This is a genomic window from Amycolatopsis sp. TRM77291, from assembly GCF_054166285.1.
Genome location: NZ_JBSZHF010000001.1, coordinates 5,264,096 through 5,287,164, shown reverse-complemented (window position 1 = coordinate 5,287,164; position 23,069 = coordinate 5,264,096). Strand labels below are relative to the sequence as shown.

The window sequence follows — 23,069 nt, the reverse complement described above, 5'->3', positions numbered from 1 at the left end:
AAGCGGTGTCGCGAAAGCCACTTTCAGGACACCAGACGTCTCGAAAGTGGCTTTCGCGACATGATCGCCAGGGCGGTACTGTGCCCGGCCGCGGCCGACGTTGCGAAAGCCACTTTCGCAACGTTGAAGGTTGCGAAAGTGGCTTTCGCGACATCAGCCACCACGCGAAANCCACTTTCGGGACACCAGACGTCTCGAAAGTGGCTTTCGCGACATGGTCACCAGGACGATGCCCGGCTACATTCAACGTTGCGAAAGCCACTTTCGCAACGTTGAAGGTTGCGAAAGTGGCTTTCGCAACCCCCGGTCTAGGCCTGCGCCCGGCAGCGCGTGCCGAAGCCCGACCTTTAGTCCTTTATGGACAGTCGTAATCCCTGTGAAGTCAAAGCTTTCGGGGCCTGACGCGCCGCCTAACCCGCCAGGGACTTGATCTCCTCGGCGGCTCGCGACAATTCCTCTCCAGGCTCGATCGTCAAGTCGCCGGTCGCGGTCCAGCCGTCGTTTCCCCAGTCGTGCCGAAAGCTCTGGAGCGTGACCCGCAGCTGCACGTGGCCGTATCGGTGGGACGCATCGATCTTCAGCTCCCCTTCGAGGGACTCCCAGGTTCGGATTCCGTCCCAGCCACGCCAGTCGTCCGCGTGCCGCTGGAAGAACTCCGCGAGATCGGCGAACCCTGTCGCATAGTGGTGCGAGACCTCGACCGACGCGGAGAGGCCGTGGAGCCGCAGCTCGGCCAGCAGGGACTGTGGCGGCTCGCCATCGGCGGCTTCGGCCGTCAGTCGCAGATATTCGTGGCCGGAGCCGATTTTCGTCTGGTTCACCGTCGCATCATGGTGTCGCGGATGCGAGTACGACAACCCGGTAAAAACCCGGAAAGTGCTATCCCGGTCGTCCAGGCCGGTCTAAGGTCGAGCCGCATGGAGCCTCTCAGCGGACTCGCCGCGAAGTCCGCGCCAAGCAGAATGAGCTTCTACACAGCCATCTACCTGACCAGCGTGCTTCTTCCCGGGGCCGTATTGGTGACCGAGCTCCTCGTGTTCTGCGTGCACCTCGTCAGGCGCGGCCAGTCCGATATCGCGTTCATCTTGGACTCGCTGGCCAAGGTCAAGGGTGCCGGCATCGTGGTGCTGATCCTGGTGGCGATCGCGGCCAGCTTCGTGGTCGGCTATCTCGCCAGGGAGGTCGGCTTCAAGCTCACCGCCCTGTCGGAGCGGTTCACCCGGCGCAAAGGGTCGCCACCGCTCACGGCATCGTGGACCAGGATTCGCGACACCTTCGGTGACGACTTCACCGAGCGGCTCACCGGGCTGCACCCGATCCTGCGGCATCTCGATTCCGGCGAGCAGGGCCGGAACGACGCCCTCGATCGCAGCCTGCCCGCGGGCGGCGGGCATCAGGCGAACGCGTCCTTGCACCTGTTCACCTACAGCAAGCTGTGGCTGCGCGGGCGCGCGCCCGCACTGAGCGTCGACAACACCGAGGCGGAGATCAACATCCTGGTGTCGACCATCATGCCCGTGCTCCTTCTCGCCGTCGACGCGACCGTGCTGTCGGGAACGCCGATCGCGATCAAGATCATCGCCGTACCGGGAGCGGTGCTCATCAGTCTCGTGATCATGAACGCCGTGCGGCGCCTGCGCAAGACCGAGCAGGCCGAGGCGCTGCGCAACCTGGCGTTCGACTTCGCCATGCGCGAGGCGGAGGCCAAGTACCCCGACGTGGAACGGCGTGACGAAGAGGAAGCGGCCTAGCGCGAGTAGTGCCTGAGGTCGGGCAACATGCCAGAATCCGTTGGGCCGCAAAGAATGTAGAGCAGCAATCGGGTATCGGCGTCGGCAAGGTACGCCGCCGCCGCGCGATGGTTGCCATCGAGCAGCACCACCTCGTCGCCGGCCCGGTAACCCGGAAGCGCCAGCTGCACCGGCCTGCTCGCGCGACCGAACTCCTGTCGTAGTGTGGTGATCATGGACGCACGGGCGCGCGGCCAGGACGCTTCGGTGATCGCGACCTCCGACACCCGCAAGGGGCGGGCGCCTTGGTGGGCGTAGTCGGTGTCGCGTCCGGACTCGTCCGTGTACCACACGGTGCACAGCTCGCCGAGTTCCTTACGGGAGCGGGTGTACCGCTCTTCGACGGTGCACTCGTCATGGACCCGTCGCCAGTCCAGCCGCGCCCTTATGCCTCCATCACCGAAGATCAGTGCGAAGGCCGAGGTGTCCATGCACGAGACAGTACCGGCCGGGCCGGGGGTGAGCAGAGTGGCAACGACACGGGGGTGGCCGGTTCGGGACAAGTGAGCAGTCGCTGTCCGATATCTCGAAGTGGAAAGCACAGCGGCATGAGGTCAGGTGGGTTGGTGAGGCAGCACGTGAGGTCGCCTCATGCCGCCTGCGGCGACGTATCGGGTTCGTGCGGCGTCAAGGCTGAGCCGCCCGTTCGGCCCGCCGCGGACGATGGCGCTGTCGTGGTCGTCCTGCCCGTCATCTTCCCAGCCGCATTCTTCGCAGATTTCGTATCCGCCTCGCTCACCGAGGGTCGCGTGGCCGCGGCAGGGACAGGTGTATGGCCCTCCGTCGGGTGAGGCGAAGACGTTCCTGTGCCTCGTGTACGCCTGGTACCAGGTCGTTCGCCCGCCGATCGGCTCGTCGTCCGCGTCCGGCCCGGGCGCGCCGGAGCGCCTGGGCCGGCTCGTGACGAGTTGTGCGGTCAGAAATTCGGCGTCTCCGAAGCCCATGTCGCGCATTCGCTCGGGCGAGAAGACGACCATGATCTCGTCGCCTCCGACGAACACGCGCTGCCAGTCCGGCGGCTGCGGCATGGCGGCGACGAACCACACCGATCCGGCGGCGAAGTCGAGGCGCAGGGCCAGCGGCACTTCCACGGCGCTCGCGGGCTCGACGACAGTGCCGTCGGCTCGCCGGCTCGGGCCCAGTTCCAGTCGCTCCCAATGAGCGGCGGTCCCGTGAATCGGCGTCCGCAGGTATCGGTCCCACGGGCCCGCGGAGCCGACGTCGGGCCCGACGCGCTCCGGGCCCTCGTCACCGATCCTGAGGTGGTCTTCGATCCGGCCGTCGAGGACCTCGACACCGTAGCTGTAGAAGGTGTCGGTCCAGGTGATCGTCGCCGGCCCCGCATCGGTGTCGAGTCCGACGCCCATGACGGCGTGATGCCAGTTTCCGTAGTCCCACGGCGCAGGTTCGGCGGCGAAGTTGTGGACATCCCAGTAGTCCACCGCCAAGATCCGGCTGCCCCGGAGTCCGCTCAGCCTTGCCTCGAAACGCGCGCGCAGACCGTCGACCTCATCCGGCGGTTTCATGGACCGGCGGCCGGGTCGTCGAATTCGAGCGGCGGCATCGCCGCTGCGTCCGGGGCCCAGGTTTCGCGAAATCCCGGCTGGACCGCGAGATCGACCAGTTCGATTCTGGCGCCGATGCTGTCGAGCCGGTGGTAGGTGAAGGAGCGACCGTAGGGGCACGAGTCGAACTCGATCGGCGCGCCCCGGTCCGCCAGGCGCTGTTTGTCCGTCGTGACGTCCTTGGACCAGTAGCCGATGTGGTCGAAACGGGACCCGTCGGTCGCGTCCCACGGGCTGCCGGCGGGCCCTTGGATCACCTCGAAGAACGGTGGCCCGCCGGTGGAGAACACGATCTCGTAGTCCCAGTCCCCGAGGGTGCCCGCACGGACCGGACTCCAGGTCACGCCGAGAGTGCGCGTGAGGTCCTCGGTCGCCAGTCCGATGTCTCGAACGACGAAGCACAGGTGGTAGAAGGTGTTCACCCGGCGTCAGCCCTCGCCCGCCGGGAGCAGCTCCCGCAGCATGGCCAGCAGCTCCCGCCGGTCCCCGGCGCCGAGTTTCCCCCGGATCCGCGCCATGTGGTGCTCCACGGTCTTCCCCGAGATGAAGAGTTTGCTCCCGGCCTGCTTGTAGGTCAGCCCGTCGACGACCAGCCGGGCGACCTCCAGTTCCCGTTCGCTCAGCGCGCTCAGCCCGGTGGCCGTGGTGGGTTCCGGGGCCCGCCCTTGGAACTGCCGCGCCGCTTCGAGCAGCTGGACCATCGCCTTCCGGTCCGAGGTCCGGATCGCCGCTTGCCCGGCCAGCCGGGAGGCGTCCCAGCAGAGCCCGAGTTCGTGCAGTTCCGAAGAGGACGCGGTGATCGCCTCGGGATCGACGGTTCCGGTCAGGACGGCGAGCCAGCCGGTCGCGGCGGCGGCGAGTGCGGCCGGATAGCGGCCGCAGGACGCGAAGTCGTTCAGCGCGGCCAGATGTTCGCCCGCCGACGCGTGGTCTTCGACGGTGATGGCGGCGTGCAGTTCGTGCCAGCGGAGCGTGGCCGTCCATAGTGGAGGGTTGCCGAGCGCGTCGAGCACGGAGTGCGCCCGTTCCAGCTGGCCAGTCAGTTTGGCGCCCGCGCCGCCCCGTGCGGCCGCGATCGCGAGTTCTCCCAGTGGCAGCAACGAATACAGATCCGGCTGTTGCCGCATCGACGCCTGGTACGCCCGGTCCCAGGAGCGTTGCAGGCCGGGCAGATCGCTCGACCGCCGCGCCAGGCCCAGCTGCAGGGTGGCGGCGAAGAGTTCGTCGCGCGCTTCGAGGCCGTCCGGCGGCATCAAGGCCTCGGCGGCCGTCTTGAGGTCGCCCGCGGTCATCGCGACCCAGCCGAGCAGCAGCCGATGCCGTTTCGCGAGCAGGTCGCCGCCGATCCGGCCGTCCACCGCGCGTCTCAGCACCGACTCGGCCAGCGCGAGTTCGCCGGAATGCAGGCCCACCAACGCCGCGAGGGCCGCCGGGCTGTCCGGGAGCGGCGCCGGAGCGCCCGCCGATTCCAGCATCGAGGCCGCGCCCAGCAGGGCCGACAGCGTTTCCGCGCCGCAGCCGGACACCGAATCGGTGATCGCCCGCGCCATCCGTGAAGCGGCGCCGGCGAAGAGTGTCGGGACTTCGGGAGTCTCCAGCACGCCCCGGGCGGCTTCGAGTTTTCCGGTGCCCAGCAACGCGATCGCGGCGAACGCCTTCGAGCCCGCCCGGCCGGACCATTGGTACAGCTCGGCACTGTGCGCGAGTTCGCCGCGATGCGCCAGCACGGTCGCGGCCACTTCGGCGCCCGCAGCCCGGGCGTCCGTGTCCGACGTGCTGCCGAGCATGCCGTCGCCGAGCCGCAGCGCCGTGTCGAGGTCCCCGGCCAGCGCCGCGGCGTGCGCCCAGCCGACGGTGAGCGCCGCGCCGCGCCCACCGGCCTCGGACGCGGCCTCGTAGAACCGCGCCGCGAGTTTCGTGTCGTCGGACATCGCCTCACGGGCGGCCGCCTCGAAGGCCGCCGCCGCGCTCGCGCCCGAACTTCCCGTGCCCAGCAGGGAACGAGCGAGCTCCAGCACCGGGAGCCCGTCCCGCAACTGGAGTTCCACCAGCCGCTGCAGCACCGTCAGCCGCCGCCCCGGCGAACCCCAGGTCCGGATGGCTTCGGCGGCGATCGGCAGCAGCGCGTCGTCCTCACCGAGCAGGCCGGTCGCCCTGGCACTGTCGAAGATCTCGGGCAGCCCTTCGCGGTCGCGGTTCAGCAACGCCGCCAGCAGATCGAGATTCCGGCCGGCGCCCGCCTCCGCCGCGATCAGGTAGCGGTGCACGTCGTCGTCCAACTGCTCCAGCTCACCGCGGAAGTCCGCGAGCCTGCCGGTGACCGCGCGGAGCACGAATCCCGGGACACCGCCGGTCCTGGCGTGGACGGCCTCCGCCGTGGCCGCGTCACCGCCGGCGTGCTCGACGAGCCGCCGGACGTCGTCGACCCCGAACGCGCCCAAAGTCACCGACCGGCCGAAGGAATCGGCCAGTACGCGCAGCGTCGTCGTCCGTGCCGCCGGCCGGAACGCCAGCACCACGGGCGCCGTGGTTTCTTCGGCCTGTGCCTTGATCTTCGCGATCTCGTCGTCGTCGAGCTGATCGGCGTCGTCGACCAGCAGCGCTTCGACCCCCGCCGCCGCGTAGTGACGTCCGAGCCGGTCGAGCAGATGGGTCTTGCCGTGCCCGCCGGGGGCGACGACGGTGACCCGCACCGGGAGTTCCGGGGCGGTGGTCACCTCGTCGAGCAGGCTCCGGGCACCCGGATGGATGATGCCGGGCTTGTCGAGCAGTGCGTTCAACAGCGACCTTCGGGGGTGGACGGCGTGGCACCGGGGGTGGCCGGCGCGCACGAGCTCGAAGTGGTGGGAGTGGCTTCGGGACCCTTGTCCGCGGTGGCTTCTCGGGTGGTCAGGGTGAGCAGCAGGGTGGTCGCGGCCAGCACCACGACCGCGGCTCCGGCGACGAGGGGCTTGCGCCGGCTGAGCAGTTTCGCCGCCCCGGTGCGTTCTGGCAAGGGGAAGGGGGTGATGTCGACCGGTGGCCGTTCGGGCCGCTCGGTGAGCTCTTCCGGCACGTCGACCCGGGGGAGCAGGGTGGTTTCGACGGCCGATCCCGCCCCGGCGGGTTGAGGAAGGTCACGTCGCGCGGCGATGTTGGCCGCCCCGATCGCCACCGTCAGCACCGGGTCGCTCGACGCGAAGACGGGGCACGGGGTCCGGCCGGGAACCGGCGGGGCCTCGCCGCAGAGCACGATGCCCGCCAGGGAGTGTGGCGGGATCCCGGCGCCGTGCGCGAGCTCGAAGACCTTGCCGACGGCCTCGGCGGGTTCGACGCCTTCCACCGTTTTGACCGGCTGCCAGCCGTTGACCCCGGCGGCGGCGATCGTGACCACCGCGCCGTCCGGACCGAATTCGCAGACCCCGGCGGTGACGCCGCCGTGCGGGGCGAGGTACGCGTGCAGGGCGGCCACGGGCGCCGCGACCAGCGCCGCTCGGGGGAATCCGGCCTCGGCCAGTGCCCGGCGCAGCAGGTCCCGGCGGAACGAACCCCAGCCGACGGGGTGCGTGAGCACGATGTGGCGCGGTTTCTCGCCGAAGCGTTCGGCCGCCTGGTCCACCGCGGCGTCCACGAGGACCGCGCTGAGGGATTCGGGCGGGAACCGCTCACCGCCGACGATCACGGGGACGTCGTCGCCGACCCGTTCGTGGAATCCGGTGAGCAGGCGGGCGGGCGCGGACCGGCCCGCCTCGACCGCGGCGTCGCCGGTGAGCAGGTAGCCGTCGTCGTCGAGGAACACCGCGGACGCCGCCGCCGGGCCGCGCGCGCCGAGCCACGACGGCTCGGGCACGCCCCAGCCGTCGCCGGAGTCCACGCAGGTGGCGGCGGTGGTGCGGGTCGAGGCGATATCGATGCCGAGGACGTAGGGCAACGAGCATCCTCCTTCGCTTGACCAGCCCCTAAGGACCAAATAGGGCCACTCACCTGAACGGCTTGACCCATCCGGGTGAGGGTTGGCATTAAACCCAACCGAGTGCGTCTCGGTTAAGCCCCTAACGCCCTAACGATGTCATACCGATCCCCTATTGGCTGAGTGAGCGACGACCGGGAGTGATCCCCGATGTGCCCGGAGGCACCGGCTCACTAGCTTCGGTGACCTGCGCTCAGCCGTGCCCTCCGGCCGCTGTGCCTTCCCCACCGACTAGACCTCCAGGAGAGTCCTTTCATGGGTTCCGTCCAGACCCTGCACGACTTCACGCTCAACCTGCTGAACGACACCGCGGCCCGTGCGGCGTTCGCCAACGACCCGCAGCAGGTGCTGGCCGACGCCGGCCTCGGTGACATCAACGCCGCCGACGTGCACGAGGTCGTCCCGCTGGTACTCGACTTCGTGCCGGTCGGCACCGTCACCGACCTCACCGGGAACACCGCGGCCACCGCTGACAGCCTGGCCGGCTTCGGTGGCGTCACGAACTCCACCGACGGCGAGTGCGCCGACGGCGTCCAGGGCGCGATCGACCAGCTCACCGCGCTGACCGCCGGCCTGCCGGTCGCCGTCCCCGGTGCCGACGCCCTCCCGGCCCTGCCCGAGACCGGTCTCCCGGGTGTCCCGGCCGTGCCGGGCCTGCCGGAGCTGGGCCTGCCCGCCGTCCCGGCCGTGCCCGCCGTCGGCGACCTGCCGGTCGACGTCCCGGGCCTGGCCGACGTCCCGGTCGTCTCCGACGTGACCGACGTGTCGAACGCCGCCGCCGGCGTGACCGCCCTCGCGCAGAACACCGTCGGCAGCTTCGGCCTGACCGACGACCTTTCGCGTGGCATCGACGCGGCGCCCGTCGGTCAGGCCGGCGACCTCGCCAACGCCGCCGTCGACACCGCGACCGGCCTGGCCCCCGAGGTCCCCGCCGTGGACGCCGTCCAGGTTCCGGCCGTCGACTCGGTCCCGGCCGTCGGCGACCTGACCGGTGACCTGCCGCGCACCGACGGTGTCGCGGGCGACGCCCCGGACTTCCTGTCCGAGGTGGGCGACCTGACCAGCACCATCGGTCACGTCGACGTCGCCGACGTCACCACCAAGGTGCACGACATCGCGAACAACTACGGTGACGTCGCCAACAACCACGGCGACGTGACCGGCGCGGTCACGGGCAACGTGGCCAACGAGGTCGCCAACGTCGCGAACCACGCGGGCGTCTCCGAGGTCCACGACACCGTTTCCGACGTCACCGGCACCATCGGCAACATCGGTGACGTCACCATCGGCACCGGTGACATCGCGTCGAACAACGACATCCACATCGGCTGATACGAACATCTTTCAGCTTTGTGTGTCAGGGCCCCGCGACCGCACCAGGTCGCGGGGCCCGCACGGCATTGTTGGCCCATGCCACATTGATTCCGCGCTTGGTTAAGGGAACACTGCATCCCCGTGACAGCCCCCGCCTGGCTCGACGTGCTCAACGAGACCTTGGACGCCTGTGCCGCCCACGGTCGCGCCGACCTGGCCGAACGCCTCCGGCGCAGACGCGACCAGCGGGCGCCGGGCACCCGGATCGCGGTGGTCGGTTTTCCCAAGCAGGGCAAGGGTTACCTGCTCAACGCGCTGTTGAACGCGCCGGTCTGCGCGGTCGGGGACGCGAGTACACCCGCCGTTCCCACGGAGATCGGCTACGCCGCCGATCCCGCCGCGACCCTGGTCGGGCATGCCAGGGAGAGCGTGCCGGTCGGTGAGCTGGCCAAGGAACTCGAAGTCCGGCCGCCCGGTTCGCTGCGCCGGGTCGAAGTCGGCCTGCCGCGCGAACTGCTCGGCACGGGGCTGGTGCTGGTGGACACCCCGGCGATCGGGGATCCCCGGTCCCCGCGCACGGCGGCCACCCTCGACGTCCTCGCCGACGCGCACGCGGTGATCCTCGTCTCCGACGCGACACAGGAACTCCAGCCCGCGGAACTCGCGCTGGCAAGGCATATCCGCACCTGGTGCCCGGCGCTCGTGCTGGCGCTGACCAAGATCGACGTGAGCCCGGACTGGCGGGAACTCGCGGCCCGTAACCGCGCGGCACTCTCGGAGACCGGTGTCGTCGCCGACGTCTTCCCGGTGTCCGCGACGGTGCGCCAGGCCGCCGCGAAGGCCGGTGACGCCGTCCTCAACGGACGGTCCGGTTTCCCGGAACTGCTGAACTGGGTGGGGGAGCAGGCCGCGCGCCCGATCGAACGCACCCGTGCGCTCGCCGCCGCGGTGAGCGTGCGCGCGGCGGCGGTCGAGCTGGTCGAGACACTTCAGACCCGGCTCAACGCGGTCTCGCAGGACAACGGGGTCGACCAGGTCACGCTGCTGCACCAGGCCCAACGGCGCGCCGAGGAACTGCGGCGGCAGAACGTCCGCTGGCAGAACATGTTGTCGGACGAGATCACCGACCTGATCTCCGACGCCGAGTACGACCTGCGCGAGCGGACGCGGATGATCGTGCGGCATATCGACCGCACCTTCGACGAAGGCGACCCCGTGCAGATCTGGCCGGATTTCCAGACCTGGCTGGAAGAGAACCTCGCCGAGGCCGTCGAGACGAACTACAACTGGGTGTCCGACCGGTCCGAGTGGATCGCGCAAGCCGTCGCCTCGACCTTCGGCCCGCACTACGGCCAGGCGCCCGACCTGCCGCTGACCGGATCCGGCGTGGACTCGATCCCCGAGGTCGGCGCACCCAAGATCGAGCGGTTCAAGATCGGGCAGAAACTCTTCACCGGATTGCGCGGTTCCTACGGCGGCGTGCTGATGTTCGGCCTGGTCACCAGTCTCGCCGGGCTGCCGCTGATCAACCCCGTGTCGCTCGGCGCCGGTGTCGCGTTCGCGACCAAGAGCGTGCGCGACGAAGGCGGGACACGGTTGCAGCGACGTCAAGCGCTGGCGAAGGCCGCCGCGCAGCGCCACGTCGACGACGTGTTCATCCGGTTCAGCAAGGAGATCAAGGACGAGGTCCGTCAGGTGCAGCGGCGCCTGCGCGATCATTTCGCCGCGGTGTCCGACCAGCTGTCCGAAGAGCTGACGCGGCAACGAGAACTGATCATCGCCGGCTCCGCCGAACGGGACCGGCGCACCCAGCGGGTCAAGAAGGAGATCGACCGGCTGGCCGCCCTGCACCGGAAGGCGGGGGCGCTCGGCACCGGCGCCACGCCGCGCCGGGAGCTTTCGGCGTGACCCCCCTGGACGTCCGGGAACTCCTGAACGAAGCCGCGGCGCACTACCGGGATCGCCCGCACGCGGTGTCGATGCTGCGGGAATGCCTGGAGCGACTGGACGAACCACTGCGCGTCGGCTTCACCGGCACGCCGGGAACCGGAAAGTCCACTTTGGTCTCCGCGTTGGCGGAATGGCCGACGCGGGCCCTGCGCGAAATCGAGCTGTTCGACACCCCGGCACCCGCCGAACACATCGACGCGACGGTGCGCCTGGTGCGCTATCTCGACCCCGACGAACTCGCGGGCACCCGGCAGGCAGGCGGTTCGGCGTTCGCGCGGCAGACCGCGGTGAACTCCGTACTGGTGCTCGCCCACGCGGACGAGGTCGGCGCGGGCCGGATCGACGCCTTGCTCACCGCGAAACAGCTCGCGCGACGGGCCTGGCGCGAGAACCCGGATTGCGCGGGATTCCAGGGCGTCATCGCGGTCGCCGGGCAACTCGGGTACGCGGGGCGAGCGCTGCGGGACGACGAATTCGAGGTGCTGCGCGCGCTGGCGTCGGTCTCCCGGCCGGAACTGGAACGGTATCTCCTGTCTGTCGATTCCTTTGTGGACGATCCGTTCCCGGTGGGGGTCCCGCCGGAGTCGAGGAAGCATCTGGTGTCGCGGTTCGGGCTCTACGGCGTCCGGCTCGCGATCACGCTGATCCGCACCGGTTGCGACAGCAGGCTGAAACTGTCGGCGGAACTCGTGCACCGCAGCGGTCTCGGTGACCTGAGGGACACGCTCGCGGGGTCCTTCGTCGCGCGCGCCGAGGCGCTGAAGGCGCGCACGGCGGTGGTGCGGCTGGAAGGTCTTCTCGCCGCGGAACCACTTCCGCACGGCGACCGGCTCGCCGCGCGCGTGGAGCGTTTCGCCGCGGCGGCGCACGACTTCCGGGAACTGCGGCTCATCGCCGGTATCCGAGGCGGCCGCACGGCGTTGTCCGGAGAGCTCGCCGAGGAGGCCGTCCGGTTGCTCGGCGCGCAGGGACTGGCGCCCACCGAGCGGCTCGGGCTCGCGCCCGACGTGGATCCGGCCGAGATCCACGCCGGTGCCGAAAGCGCGCTCGTCCGTTGGCGGCACGAGGCGGAACGGGCCGACGCCGCGCACGCCGAACGCGCGGCCGCCCGCGTGATCGTGCGCTCGGTCGAAGGGCTGCTCAGCCTGTTCGTGGCTTGACGCCTGCCGGTCACCGGGCTGATCCCCGACCGGCGCACCCGGCTGGTGCTCGCGGGTCAGGCGTTGCCCAGCACCCGGGTCACGGTGATCTCGACGACCACGCGCTCCGGGTTCGGCTTGGGCTGCCGGTAGCGCGCGGCGTAGCGGTTCTCGGCGTCGCGCACCGACTCCGGGTCTTCGCGCAGCACGGCGCGTCCCTCCAAAGTGGACCACCGGGGCCCGTCGATCTGGCAGGCGGCGACCGGAATGCCCTGTTCGCCCGCTTCCTTGACCAGGCGGGCCTTCTTGGACGAACGGAACGTGATCACCCTGGCGATCCCCGCCTCGAAGTCCACCGTGACCCCCACCGCGACGACGTGCGGGGTCCCGTCTGGGCGGACCGTGGTCAGGGTGGCGAGGTGCCGTTCGGTCCAGAATTCCCGGAAGGACTCGCCGCGCGCGCTCAGGTCGATCGTCATGGCGTCAACGCTAAGGTACGCGTCACACAGGCGTCATTTGAGGTAATAGTAAGGAAACTTTCTTAACTCTCTTGTTTTTGCCCGATCCGGCTGTCACTCTCGAAACGCGCCGCCGCCATCAACGACGTTTCCGGAGGAGCCGATGAGAAAGACCGTTCGGACAGTGCTGGCCGCGGCCGCGCTGACCGCCGGGCTGGTCGCCACGACCGCCCCCGCCGCCGCGGTGACCACTCAGGGGACCCCTTACCTGCCGGGCGTTCTGCGCCCGTCCGTGTCCCAGTCGGCGCAGGACGCGGCGCTCGCCAAGTACTACGACTACTGGAAGAAGAACTTCCTGACCACCAAGTGCGGTGCGGGTACGTACGCGGTCAAGGCGCCGGACGCCGACCACGCCTTCGTGGCCGAGGGTCAGGGTTACGGGATGACCATCGCGGCGATGATGGCGGGCAAGGACTCGCAGGCGCGCACGGTCTTCGACGGCATCCTGAAGTTCGTGAAGGCGCACCCTTCGTCGATCGACAAGGACCTGCACGCCGCCGAGCAGAACGAGAGCTGCACGAGCGTCAACGGTGTCGACTCGGCGACCGACGGGGATCTCGAAATCGCCTACGGCCTGCTCCTCGCCGACAAGGTCTGGGGCAGTGGCGGTTCGGTGAACTACAAGGCCGAGGCGCTGCGGATCATCAAGGCGATCAAGCGCAGCGAGGTGCACCCCACCACCAAGTTCATGCGGCTGGCGGACTGGGCCGACAGCGGCAAGTACATCAACAGCTCGCGTTCCTCGGACTGGATGCCCGGTCACCTTCGCGCGTTCGAGAAGGCCACCGGAGACTCGTTCTGGGGCCAGGTGCGGACCCGGCAAGAGCAGGCGGTCACGCAGCTGCAGCAGCAGTACGCGCCGAAGACCGGCCTGATCCCGGACTTCGTGGTCAACACGAACTCCACGCCGAAGCCCGCTCCCTCCGACTTCCTCGAGGGCAAGGACGACAAGTACAGCTACAACGCCTGCCGGGACCCGTGGCGGCTCGGGGTCGACGGCATCACCGTGTCGGGGAGCCCGGCGCAGGGCCAGGTGCGGAAGATGAACACCTGGATCCAGCAGAACACCGGCGGCGACCCGGCCAAGATCACCACCGGCTACCTGCTGTCGGGCGCCAAGATCCCGGGGCAGACGGGCCAGCACCCCTGCTTCACCGCGTCGTTCGCCATCGCGGCGATGAACGACCCGGGCAGCCAGGCCTGGCTCGACAAGCTGTGGACCTCGATCACGACCTGGACGCCGAACGCCAAGGACTACTACGGCACCGGCATCACCCTGCAGGTCCTGCTCATCCTCTCGGGGAACTACATCGCGGTCTGATGTGACTCGCATGAAGGGTCACGCCCTTCGCTCAGTACATGAAGGCCCCCTTCCTTGCGTCAGACGCAAGGAAGGGGGCCTTCATGTACCAGGACGGTCAGGCCCCCCCGGCCTGGGGCGCGTGAGGGGGCATCGCGCGCGAAACGGACATCCACCGGACAGGATTTCAACTGTGAGTTGACCTCTTCAACAGCCAGTTGTAGCGTCGGCGACCACCTGAAGCCCCCGTGGAGGTCCGTCATGCCGTCGACGCCGCTCACCCTGACCCGAACCTGGCGCCTGGCCGTGCTCACCGGCCTGGCCGCGCTCGTCACCGCGGCCTGCGGAGGCGGGCCCGACGGGGCCGGCGGCCAGGAACCCGCCGCCCCGGGCGCTCCCGCCGCGATCCCGGACACGGCCGCGCTGATCGAGTCCGTCCAGAAGGACGCCGCCGTCGCCGGCACCCTTCCCGCGAAGTACGCGCAGGCCGGGATGCTGCACCTGGCCTCGAACCTGCAGTCCGCGCCCAACAACTTCTACGCCGCCGACGGCAAGACCCCGATCGGCTACGAGGTCGACCTCGCCAAGGCCATCGGCAAGAAGCTGGGCGTCACCGTGCACCACCAGGACATGGCGTTCGGTTCGCTGATCACCAGCCTCCAGTCCGGCCGCGTCGACCTCACGATGGCCGCGATGAACGACACCAAGACCCGCCAGGCGCAGATCGACTTCGTCGACTACTTCTCGTCCGGTATCACGATCATGGTCCGCAAGGGCAATCCCGACCAGATCGCCGGCCCGGACACGTTGTGCGGCAAGAACGTCGCGGTCGTGCAGGGGACGAGCCACCAGAAGTTCGCCGAAGAGCAGAACGGCAAGTGCGCGCAGGCGGGCAAGCCCGCGCTGACCGTGACCGCGACCGATTCCGATACCCAGAACCAGAACCAGCTCCGCACGGGCCGGGTCGCCGCCATCCTCAACGACCTGCCCAGCGCGGTGTACATCTCGCGGACCGCGGGCGAGGGCAAGTTCTTCGAGGTCGTCCCCGGCGAGCCGATCAACGGCGGGCCGTACGGGATCGGCGTCAACAAGGAGAACAAGCCGCTCGCGGAGTCGATCCGGAAGGCGTTGCAGTCGCTGATCGCCGACGGTGGCTACGGCAAGATCCTCCAGGCCTGGGGCGTCGAGCAGGGCGCGGTCAAGGAGGCGAAGCTCAATGGCGGAAGCTAGTGAGCCATTGCCGATCGTCCGGCTGAGGCACTGGGGGCGCTGGGTCAGCGCCGTCGTCATCCTCGCGCTGCTGGTGCTGCTCGGGATCGCGCTCGCGAACGCGCAGATCCAGTGGGACTCGGTCCCGGAGTTCCTGTGGTACCGGGTGATGGCGGTCGGCCTGCTCAACACCGTGCTGCTCGCGGTGATCGCGCAGGGTTCGGCGATCGTCATCGGGATCGTGATCGCCCTGATGCGCCGCTCGGCGAATCCGGTGGCGCGCTGGTTCGCGGCGGGCTACATCTGGCTGTTCCGCGGGCTTCCGGTGCTGCTGCAGATCCTGATCTGGTACAACCTGGCGCTGGTCTTCGAGTTCATCTCGATCCCGTTGCCGTTCGGCGGCCACCTGCTCCACGAGCAGACCAACGTGCTGATCACCGCGTTCACCGCGGCGCTGCTCGGCCTGGCGCTCAACGAAAGCGCGTACATGGCGGAGATCGTCCGCGCCGGGCTGAACAGTGTCGACAGTGGACAGACCGAGGCGGCGAAGTCGATCGGGATGTCGCCGGGCGCGACGCTGCGCCGCGTGGTGCTGCCGCAGGCGATGCGGGTGATCATCCCGCCGACGGGCAACGACTTCATCAACATGCTCAAGGGGACGTCGATGGCGTCGGTGATCGGCGTGACCGAACTGATCCACGCCGCCAACAACATCTCGTCCAACAACCTGCTGGTGATGGAGACCCTGCTGGCCGCCGCCGTCTGGTACATGGTCGTGGTGACCGTCGCCGGGGTCGGGCAGCACTATCTGGAACGCGCCTTCGACTCCGAAGACCGGTCGAAGAGCCCGTTCTCCCGCGCCGCCAAGGCGTTGCGCACCGCCCCGCTGGTCAGGAGTGAACGTGTCTGAGCCACTGCTCAAGGCCGTCGGCGTCCGCAAGAGCTACGGCCACACCGAGGTGTTGGGCGGGATCGACCTCGAAGTCCACAAAGGACAGGTGGTCTGCCTGCTCGGCCCGTCGGGCGCGGGGAAGAGCACCTTCCTGCGCTGTGTCAACCATCTGGAGACGATCGACGCCGGTCAGGTCTGGGTGGACGGCGAGCCGATCGGGTTCCGGTTGCGCAACGGCAAACTGTACGAACTGAAGGAACGCGAGGTCGCCCGGCAGCGGCGCGACATCGGCATGGTGTTCCAGCGGTTCAACCTGTTCGGCCACCGGACGGCGCTGCAGAACGTCGTCGAAGGGCCGGTGCGGGTGCTCGGTGTCCCCATGGAAGAGGCCCGGGAGCAGGCGCTCGAGCTGCTCGACAGGGTCGGCCTCGCGCACCGCGCCGACGCCTACCCGGCGCAGCTGTCGGGCGGGCAGCAGCAGCGGGTGGCGATCGCCCGGTCGCTGGCGATGAAACCGAAACTGATGCTGTTCGACGAGCCGACGTCGGCGCTCGACCCGGAACTCGTGGGAGAGGTGCTGGCGGTGATGGGTACGTTGGCCGCGGAGGGGATGACGATGGTCGTGGTGACGCACGAGATGGGGTTCGCGGCCGAGGCCGCGGACGAGGTGGTGTTCATGGCCGACGGCGTGGTCGTCGAGACCGGCCCGCCGGGGGAGATCCTGAGCGCCCCGAAGCACGAGCGGACCAAGCAGTTCCTGGCACGGGTCCTCGCATGACGCGGATCTCCCCGCGGTACCTGCTGCAGTTCGACGAACCGGCCGGGTACCTGGACTTCGCGCGGTTCGGCCCGCCGTCGCACGCCGTGCTCGACACGACGGCGAGCCTGCTCGACGCCTCGACCAAAGCCGGCCCGTCCACTGTGGACGACCTGATGCGGCAGGAGACCAGGGCCAAGGCCGCCGCCGCGCGGCTTTCCGGCAGCGACACCGACCACACGGTGCTGTTGCCGCACACCAGTCTCGGGTTGTTCCAGGCGGCGTTCAACGCGCCCGGCGGCGAGGCGCTGGTGTCGGCGGCGGAGTTCCCGGCCAACACCTACCCGTGGGCGCGGGCAGAACAGGCGGGGCGGCTGACCGTGCGGCGGCTGCCGCTCGGGAACGTCACCGCGGACGCGGTCAAGGCGGCGCTGACGCCGAAGACGTCACTGGTCAGCGTGAGCGCGGTCGACTTCCGGACCGGCTACCGCGCCGATCTGGCGGCGATCCGGGAGGCGGTGGGGGACCGGCTGCTCGTGGTGGACGGCATCCAGGGTTTCGGGGTGACCGAGGCGCCGTGGGAGGTCGCGGACGTGCTCGTCGTCGGCGGGCAGAAGTGGCTGCGGGCGGGCTGGGGCACCGGTTTCGCCGTGCTGTCCGACCGCGCGCTGGAGCGGATGGAACCGATCCTGTCCGGCTGGACCGGCGCCCGCGATCCGGGCTTGTTCGACGACGAGATCCATCCCGCCGACGAGACCGCGGCCTCGTGGTCGATCTCCAATCTGAGCCCGATCACGTCGGGCGCGTTCGCGGCCGCGCTGGAGCTGGTCGAGGAGGCGGGCGTCGGAGCCATCGCCGGCCGGATCGCCGAACGGGTCGGCGAACTCGAAGAGGTCGTGAAATCCGTGGGCGGGGAAGTGGTTTCGGCCGTCGACCGGCGGGCGGGGATCCTCGCCTTCACGCTGCCGGGGCACGCGGCCGAACAGGTGGGCTCCGCGCTGGCGAACGCCGGGATCGCCGCGACCGTGCGGCCGGAACACGTCCGGCTGTCGCCGCACGCGTCGACTCCGGCGAGCGCGGCCGAACAGGTGCGGACGGCGTTGGAGCGGCTGAAGAAGCCGGTCACGGTGTTCGAAGCGCCGGTCGTCGCTTCGGCGGCTTCGGGCGATTTGCTCACCGCGCTCGTCCCGGCGGTGCACGCGCTCGCGGCGATGCTGGGGCCGGGCAACGAGGTCCTGCTGCACGACCTGAGCAGGCTGCCGGACTCGATCGTCGCCATCGCGGGTGACCTCACCGGCCGGACGGTCGGCGGGCCGATGACGGATCTGCTGCTGGGCCTGGTCCGCCGCGGCACCACGCAGGACCTGACGAACTACGAGACCCACGGCCCCGACGGCCGGGCGATCCGCTCCTCGACGCTGTTCCTGCGGGACGCCGACGGCGTCGCGATCGGCTGCCTGTGCGTCAACCGGCTGTCCGACGGCGCGCCGAAGGCCGACGGGCACGAACCCGAGACGTTCCCGCCGGACGTCGACAGCCTGCAGCGGTTCCTGGTGGGGCGCGCGGTGGCGAAGGCCGGGATCCCGGTGGACCTGATGAAGAAACGGCACAAGGCGGCCGTCGTCCGCGAACTGGACGAGGCCGGGTTCTTCCTCATCAAGGATTCGGTGGACCACCTCGCCGGGGAACTCGACGTCACCCGGTACACGATCTACAACTACCTGAACGAGATCCGGGCGGGCGGAACCGCGTAACTCGCGTGATTGGAGGCGTAACACGGTGTTCCGCCTCCAATCACGTGAGTTACGGCCCCAATCACGTGAGTTACGGCTTCAATCACGTGAGTTACGGCTTCAATCACGCGAGTTACGTGAAGGGGCCTAGCTTAGGAAGGACTCCACGGCGTCGGCGGCCTTGTCGATGCCGCCGTTCCCGCGCGTCTCGGCCTGGACCTCGGCCAGCCGCGCGGCCACCTCGGGCGATCCGGCGACCCGCTCGACCGCGGCCCGCAACGTCGAGGCCGTGACCTCGTCGGCCGGGAGCTGCTCACCGACGCCGAGTTCCGCCAGCTTCGCGGCGTTGCCGAAACCGTCTGTGGCCAGCGGGATCGCGACGGTCGGCACGCCGTACCACAGCGATTCCGTGCTGCCGCCCATGCCGGCGTGCGTGATGAACGCCGACGCGGCCTCCAGCACCGCGAGTTGCGGCACGAACTGATGGACCTCGATGTGGTCCGGCAGCGGCCCGAGCTCGGCCGGATCGGTCTGGCCGATCGAGATGACGACATGCCAGTCCGAGTCGCGGAACCCGTCCACGCAGGCGCGGAACAGGTCGAGCTGATCGGTGAACGCCGTGCCGAGCGACATCAGCAGGACCTTCCTGCCGCTGGACGGCGGGGTCCAGCTCCGGTCGGCGAGGCGTTCCGGGTCCAGCGCCGGGCCGACGAACCGGACCGACGACGGCACGCGTTCGACATTCGGCTGCATCGCCTTCGGCAGGAGCGCGAGGACCTGGGGCGGATGGGAGATCCAGTCCCAGGCGTCGGCCTCGATGCCGTTCTCGTTCAGCCAGCGGGTGAACGTGGCGAAATAGTCCTTTCCGGACGGTGAGGTCCGGATCGCGGTCAGCATCTCGCCCATGTCCTCTTCGTAGCCTTCCCAGGCGACATACGTCGGGGAAAGCTGCACCGCCGGGACGTCGTAGCGCCTGGCCAGCAGCGGAGCCGGGAGGCCGCCGATGTCGTACAGCAGCAGGTCCGGGCGGTTGTCGTCGTAGAAGCCGGTGAGCACCGGCATCGCCTGGATGCCCTCGTCGAGGAAGACCCGCATCTGCGACGCCGGATCCTCCGGCCACGCCGCCTGATCACCGAGCGGGAGGATCGACGGGTGTGCGACCACCTCGGCCCCGGTCGGCTCGATCAGCCCGGTGAGCGGCTCGCCGACGGCGTAGCTGACCCGGTGCCCGCGAGCGACCAGCTCACGGATGATCGCGAGCGACGGATAGATGTGACTGGGCGCGGTGCTGCCGATCATGGCGATGTGCTGGTTCTGCATGATGTCCTGTCCGAATCCGTGAAGGGAAGTCAGACGGCGCGCAGAAAGGGGGCCACCCGGTCGCGGGCGGCCCTGCGGTCACGCCGTCTCAGGCGGTGCGCAGGCGGATGAAGTAGATCATGATCGACAGCCTAGCGATCCCCGCGAACCCGCCCAACCGATTAACCGGTTGCCCGGTTTGCCGCGATCGGGACCCGCCGTTGGTAGGGACCTTCGCCGGAAGGCTTCCGCAGGTCATGGACGTGGATAGGGTTTCGGGGCTTTCACCTTTGGAGGGAAAGGGAGAAACCTTGAGACGTGTGCTCATCACCGCGCTGGCCGTCGCCACGCTCGCGTCGGTCGCGGTGACCACGCCCGCCGTCGCCGCGGAAGAGACGCAACCCACCGAGACGATCACCTGGGGCGCCTGTACCGACCAGACGTTGATCAACGCGGGTGCCGAATGCGGTTACCTGCCCGTTCCGCTGGACTATTCGCGGCCGCGCGGCGAGAAGATCCAGCTCGCGCTCAGCCGCGTCAAGCACAAGACACCCGACGCGCAGTACCAGGGCGTCATGCTCACCAACCCTGGCGGCCCCGGCGGCTCCGGGCTGCTGCTCGCCACCCGCGGGACGCGTGTGCCGAACCGCGCCGGTGACGCCTATGACTGGGTCGGTTTCGACCCGCGCGGTGTCGGGTCCAGCAAACCCGCGCTTTCGTGCATCCCGGACTACATGGACTACAACCGGCCGAACTACGTGCCGACGACGCGGCAGCTGGAGAAGACCTGGCTGCAGCGTTCGAAGTCCTACGCCGACGCGTGCGCGGAGAAGAACAGCCGCGCGCTGCTGGAGAACATCAAGACGACCGACACGGTCAAGGACATGGAGAGTATCCGCAAGGCGCTCCGCGTGGAGCAGCTGAACTTCTACGGGTACTCCTACGGCACTTATCTCGGCCAGGTCTACGGGACGCTGTTCCCGCAGCACGTCCGGCGGATGGTCCTCGATTCCACTGTGGACCCTCGCAACGTCTGGTACCAGGCCAACCTGAACCAGGACATGGCCTTCGACGTCAACCTCAACATCTGGTTCGGCTGGGTCGCTTCGCATGACGGCGTCTATCACCTCGGCAAGACCCAGGCCGCGGTGAAGCAGGTCTTCGACGAGCAGCTGAAGAAGCTGGCGGCGGTTCCGGCAGGCGGCTACATCGGGCCGGACGAGTTCCTCGACGTCTTCCAGCAGGCGTCGTACTACCAGCTGCGCTGGACGCTGCTCGGCGACGCGCTCGCGAAGTTCGTCAACAAGGGCGACTGGCAGACGATGAAGGGGCTGTTCGAGGCCTTCGGTGGCCGCGGTGACGACAACGGGTACGCCGTCTACCTCGCCGTCCAGTGCACCGACGTGAAGTGGCCGCCGAGCTGGCAGCAGTGGAAGCGCGACAACTGGCGGACGTACGAGAAGGCGCCGTACTTCACGTGGCAGAACGCCTGGTTCAACGCTCCTTGCCTGTACTGGCCCGCGAAGCCCGCCAAGCCGGTGAAGGTCGACGGCTCGAAGGTGCCGAGTGTGCTGATGATCGGCGAGACGCTCGACGCGGCGACGCCGTACGAAGGCAGCCTCGAGGTGCGTAGCCGGTTCCCGGGTGCTCGCCTGATCGGTCAGCCGGGCGGCACGAGCCACGCAATCACCCCGCGCGGAAACGCTTGCGTCGACAACCGGATCGCGGACTATCTGGCGACCGGTGCGCTGCCCGACCGCAAGCCGGGGCGCACGGCGGACGTCGAATGCGCGCCGCTGCCGCTCCCGGTGCCGCCTCCGGCACCCGCTTCGGTTCCTGACGCGGCCACCTCCCGGGTGCCCGCCTAACGCAAGTCCGTGAAGGCCTCCTTCCCTACCTTGAGCGTAGGGAGGGAGGCCTTCACGGACTTCTGGGTTTCCACGGCAGGGGACTTTGTGTTACAAAGTGCGAGTGAGCTTTGTGCTTCAGAGTGCTCGAAGGGGGAAAGTCATGGCGGACGCGTTCAGCCTCGAAGGGCTGGTCAAGCGCTTCGGCGACGTCCTGGCCGTCGACGACGTCAGCGTGCGGGCCGCACCGGGGGAGGTGGTGGCGCTGCTCGGGCCGAACGGTGCGGGCAAATCGACCACCATCGACATGCTGCTGGGCCTGAGCAGGCCGGACTCCGGTCAGGTGCGGGTCGCGGGGCTCAGCGCGAGCGAGGCGATGGACCGGGGGATGGTCGGCGCGATGGCGCAGAACGGGACGCTGTTGCGGGACGCGACGGTCGCCGAACTCGTCGGCCTGTTCGCCTCGCTGCACCGGAACGCGCTGCCGGTCGGGGAGGTACTCAAACGCGCCGGCGTCGCCGAATACGCGAACCGCCGCTGCGGGAAGCTTTCCGGTGGCGAGCAGCAGCGGGTGCGGTTCGCGCTCGCGCTGGTCGGCGATCCGGACCTCCTGGTGCTCGACGAGCCGACCGCGGCCATGGACGTCGACGGGCGCCGCCGGTTCTGGGCGTCGATGCGCGAGTACACCGAGACGGGCCGCACGGTCCTCTTCGCGACCCATTACCTCGCCGAGGCCGAGGACTACGCGGACCGTGTCGTACTGATGCGGCACGGCCGGGTGGTCGCGGACGGTCCGGTCGGTGAGGTCCGGGCCGCGGTCGCCGGACGCGTGCTGCGTGCCGTCGTCCCGCAAGCCACCGAGGCCACGCTCGCCGCGCTGCCCGGGGTGTCGCGCGCGGTACTGCGCGCCGGGCACGCGGAACTGAGCTGCGCCGATTCCGACGCCGCCATCCGCGGCCTGCTGCGCGAGTTCCCGCTCGCGGCGGACATCGAAATCACCGCTGTGGGACTGGAAGAAGCCTTCATCGCGCTGACCGCCGATGAGACCGAGGGGGCCGTGAGATGAACCTGAACTACCTGGCGCTGGAGATCAAGCGCATCGTCCGCAGCCCGCAGTTCGCGTTGTTCACCATCGGCATGCCCTTGGCGATGTTCCTGTTGTTCGGCGGGATCTTCGGCGCCCGCGACATCGCTCCCGGGGTCTCGACCGCGACGGTGACCATGGTGAACATGGCCGCGTACGGCGCCATGACCGCCGCGCTGTTCACCGGCACCCGCGTCGCCACCGAGCGCACCGACGGCTGGCAGCGAACCCTGCGGCTGACCCCGATGCGGGCGCCGGGCTACCTGATGGTCAAGGTGTCGGCGGGCTTGTTCGTCGCGTTGCCCGTGCTGCTGGTGATCTTCGCGGCCGGGATGATCCGCGGCATCCGGCTGGAAACCGGCCAATGGCTGACGATCTTCGGCACGCTGTGGCTCGGGACGCTGCCCTTCGCGGTGCTGGGCCTGATGATCGGCCTGTTCGGCAAGGGCGACACCGTCCAGGCCGTGACCGGCGCGCTGATGCTGCCGCTGGGGATGTTCGGCGGATTGTGGATTCCGCTGCAGGTCCTGCCCGGCTGGATGAACACCGCGGGACACCTCATGCCGACGTACTGGCTCGGTGAGATCGGCCGCGCACCGGTGCTCGGCGGTTCGGGCACGCTGACCGCCATCGCGGTGCTAGCGGCGTGGCTCGTGATCCCCGCGCTCGTGGTGATGGCGAGGTTCCGGCTAGACACGGCGAGACTGTGAACCCGTGTTAGTT

At 69.2% G+C, this 23,069-nt stretch carries 20 protein-coding genes; 12 read left to right on the top strand and 8 right to left on the bottom strand.

Going from position 1 to position 23,069, the window contains the following annotated elements; genetic code table 11:
• Positions 1–410 precede the first annotated feature (410 nt).
• Complete coding sequence (locus ACXIZN_RS24435; RefSeq protein WP_457957068.1) at positions 411–821, bottom strand: DUF6228 family protein; 411 nt, start codon at positions 819–821, stop codon at positions 411–413.
• 96 nt (positions 822–917) lie between these two features.
• Between ACXIZN_RS24435 and ACXIZN_RS24430 the strand changes: the two genes are divergently transcribed.
• Complete coding sequence (locus ACXIZN_RS24430) at positions 918–1,751, top strand: hypothetical protein (RefSeq protein ID WP_126737171.1); 834 nt, start codon at positions 918–920, stop codon at positions 1,749–1,751.
• Here ACXIZN_RS24430 and ACXIZN_RS24425 read toward each other — a convergent pair.
• From ACXIZN_RS24425 to ACXIZN_RS24405, 5 genes are all read right to left on the bottom strand, one after another.
• The gene (locus tag ACXIZN_RS24425) at positions 1,748–2,221 is read right to left on the bottom strand and encodes a hypothetical protein (RefSeq protein WP_457957067.1); all 474 of its coding nucleotides are present in this window, start codon (positions 2,219–2,221) and stop codon (positions 1,748–1,750) included. The genes ACXIZN_RS24430 and ACXIZN_RS24425 overlap by 4 nt on opposite strands.
• Before the next feature lie 123 nt (positions 2,222–2,344).
• Positions 2,345–3,316, bottom strand: coding sequence for a CPCC family cysteine-rich protein (locus tag ACXIZN_RS24420; RefSeq protein ID WP_457957066.1), 972 nt, complete (start codon positions 3,314–3,316; stop codon positions 2,345–2,347).
• Entirely contained in the window at positions 3,313–3,777 is a 465-nt protein-coding gene (locus ACXIZN_RS24415) for a VOC family protein (protein WP_457957065.1), read from the bottom strand. Before ACXIZN_RS24415 ends, ACXIZN_RS24420 begins: the two co-directional genes overlap by 4 nt.
• A 6-nt stretch (positions 3,778–3,783) precedes the next feature.
• Complete coding sequence (locus ACXIZN_RS24410) at positions 3,784–6,135, bottom strand: LuxR C-terminal-related transcriptional regulator (protein WP_457957064.1); 2,352 nt, start codon at positions 6,133–6,135, stop codon at positions 3,784–3,786.
• Positions 6,132–7,265, bottom strand: coding sequence for a molecular chaperone DnaK (locus ACXIZN_RS24405; RefSeq protein ID WP_457957063.1), 1,134 nt, complete (start codon positions 7,263–7,265; stop codon positions 6,132–6,134). Before ACXIZN_RS24405 ends, ACXIZN_RS24410 begins: the two co-directional genes overlap by 4 nt.
• A 294-nt stretch (positions 7,266–7,559) precedes the next feature.
• On the opposite strand from ACXIZN_RS24405, the gene ACXIZN_RS24400 reads away from it, so the two are divergent.
• From ACXIZN_RS24400 to ACXIZN_RS24390, 3 genes are all read left to right on the top strand, one after another.
• The gene (locus tag ACXIZN_RS24400; RefSeq protein ID WP_457957062.1) at positions 7,560–8,636 is read left to right on the top strand and encodes an IniB N-terminal domain-containing protein; all 1,077 of its coding nucleotides are present in this window, start codon (positions 7,560–7,562) and stop codon (positions 8,634–8,636) included.
• Positions 8,637–8,759: 123 nt separating this feature from the next.
• Positions 8,760–10,526, top strand: coding sequence for a dynamin family protein (locus ACXIZN_RS24395; protein WP_457957061.1), 1,767 nt, complete (start codon positions 8,760–8,762; stop codon positions 10,524–10,526).
• Positions 10,523–11,728: a GTPase gene (locus ACXIZN_RS24390; protein ID WP_457957060.1), complete on the top strand. Its 1,206-nt coding sequence runs from the start codon at positions 10,523–10,525 to the stop codon at positions 11,726–11,728. The genes ACXIZN_RS24395 and ACXIZN_RS24390 overlap by 4 nt, the downstream gene beginning before the upstream one ends.
• 56 nt (positions 11,729–11,784) lie before the next feature.
• Here the strand turns inward: ACXIZN_RS24390 and ACXIZN_RS24385 are convergent, their stop codons facing one another.
• Entirely contained in the window at positions 11,785–12,186 is a 402-nt protein-coding gene (locus ACXIZN_RS24385) for a PPOX class F420-dependent oxidoreductase (protein WP_457957059.1), read from the bottom strand.
• 142 nt (positions 12,187–12,328) lie between these two features.
• Here ACXIZN_RS24385 and ACXIZN_RS24380 point away from each other — a divergent pair, with 142 nt between their 5' ends.
• The 5 genes from ACXIZN_RS24380 to ACXIZN_RS24360 all read left to right on the top strand — a co-directional run bounded on the left by ACXIZN_RS24380 (position 12,329) and on the right by ACXIZN_RS24360 (position 18,137).
• The gene (locus ACXIZN_RS24380; RefSeq protein ID WP_457957058.1) at positions 12,329–13,546 is read left to right on the top strand and encodes a glycosyl hydrolase family 8; all 1,218 of its coding nucleotides are present in this window, start codon (positions 12,329–12,331) and stop codon (positions 13,544–13,546) included.
• Between the two features lie 240 nt (positions 13,547–13,786).
• Positions 13,787–14,755: an ABC transporter substrate-binding protein gene (locus ACXIZN_RS24375; RefSeq protein WP_457957057.1), complete on the top strand. Its 969-nt coding sequence runs from the start codon at positions 13,787–13,789 to the stop codon at positions 14,753–14,755.
• Positions 14,742–15,644: an amino acid ABC transporter permease gene (locus ACXIZN_RS24370; RefSeq protein WP_126737183.1), complete on the top strand. Its 903-nt coding sequence runs from the start codon at positions 14,742–14,744 to the stop codon at positions 15,642–15,644. The genes ACXIZN_RS24375 and ACXIZN_RS24370 overlap by 14 nt, the downstream gene beginning before the upstream one ends.
• Positions 15,637–16,404: an amino acid ABC transporter ATP-binding protein gene (locus ACXIZN_RS24365; protein ID WP_306856040.1), complete on the top strand. Its 768-nt coding sequence runs from the start codon at positions 15,637–15,639 to the stop codon at positions 16,402–16,404. Before ACXIZN_RS24370 ends, ACXIZN_RS24365 begins: the two co-directional genes overlap by 8 nt.
• Positions 16,401–18,137 carry an aminotransferase class V-fold PLP-dependent enzyme gene (locus ACXIZN_RS24360; protein WP_457957056.1) on the top strand — a complete coding sequence of 579 codons (1,737 nt, stop codon included), beginning with the start codon at positions 16,401–16,403 and terminating at the stop codon, positions 18,135–18,137. Before ACXIZN_RS24365 ends, ACXIZN_RS24360 begins: the two co-directional genes overlap by 4 nt.
• Positions 18,138–18,263: 126 nt before the next feature.
• Here ACXIZN_RS24360 and ACXIZN_RS24355 read toward each other — a convergent pair whose 3' ends face one another.
• Positions 18,264–19,436 (bottom strand): macrolide family glycosyltransferase, encoded by a 1,173-nt coding sequence (locus ACXIZN_RS24355; RefSeq protein WP_457957055.1) that lies wholly within the window; start codon positions 19,434–19,436, stop codon positions 18,264–18,266.
• Positions 19,437–19,726: 290 nt separating this feature from the next.
• Here ACXIZN_RS24355 and ACXIZN_RS24350 point away from each other — a divergent pair, with 290 nt between their 5' ends.
• The 3 genes from ACXIZN_RS24350 to ACXIZN_RS24340 all read left to right on the top strand — a co-directional run bounded on the left by ACXIZN_RS24350 (position 19,727) and on the right by ACXIZN_RS24340 (position 23,056).
• Positions 19,727–21,283, top strand: coding sequence for an alpha/beta fold hydrolase (locus tag ACXIZN_RS24350; RefSeq protein ID WP_457957054.1), 1,557 nt, complete (start codon positions 19,727–19,729; stop codon positions 21,281–21,283).
• A gap of 142 nt (positions 21,284–21,425) precedes the next feature.
• A complete protein-coding gene (locus ACXIZN_RS24345) occupies positions 21,426–22,328 on the top strand; it encodes an ABC transporter ATP-binding protein (RefSeq protein WP_457957053.1) in 903 nt (300 codons plus the stop codon).
• The gene (locus tag ACXIZN_RS24340; RefSeq protein WP_457957052.1) at positions 22,325–23,056 is read left to right on the top strand and encodes an ABC transporter permease; all 732 of its coding nucleotides are present in this window, start codon (positions 22,325–22,327) and stop codon (positions 23,054–23,056) included. The genes ACXIZN_RS24345 and ACXIZN_RS24340 overlap by 4 nt, the downstream gene beginning before the upstream one ends.
• The last annotated feature ends 13 nt before the right edge of the window (positions 23,057–23,069 follow it).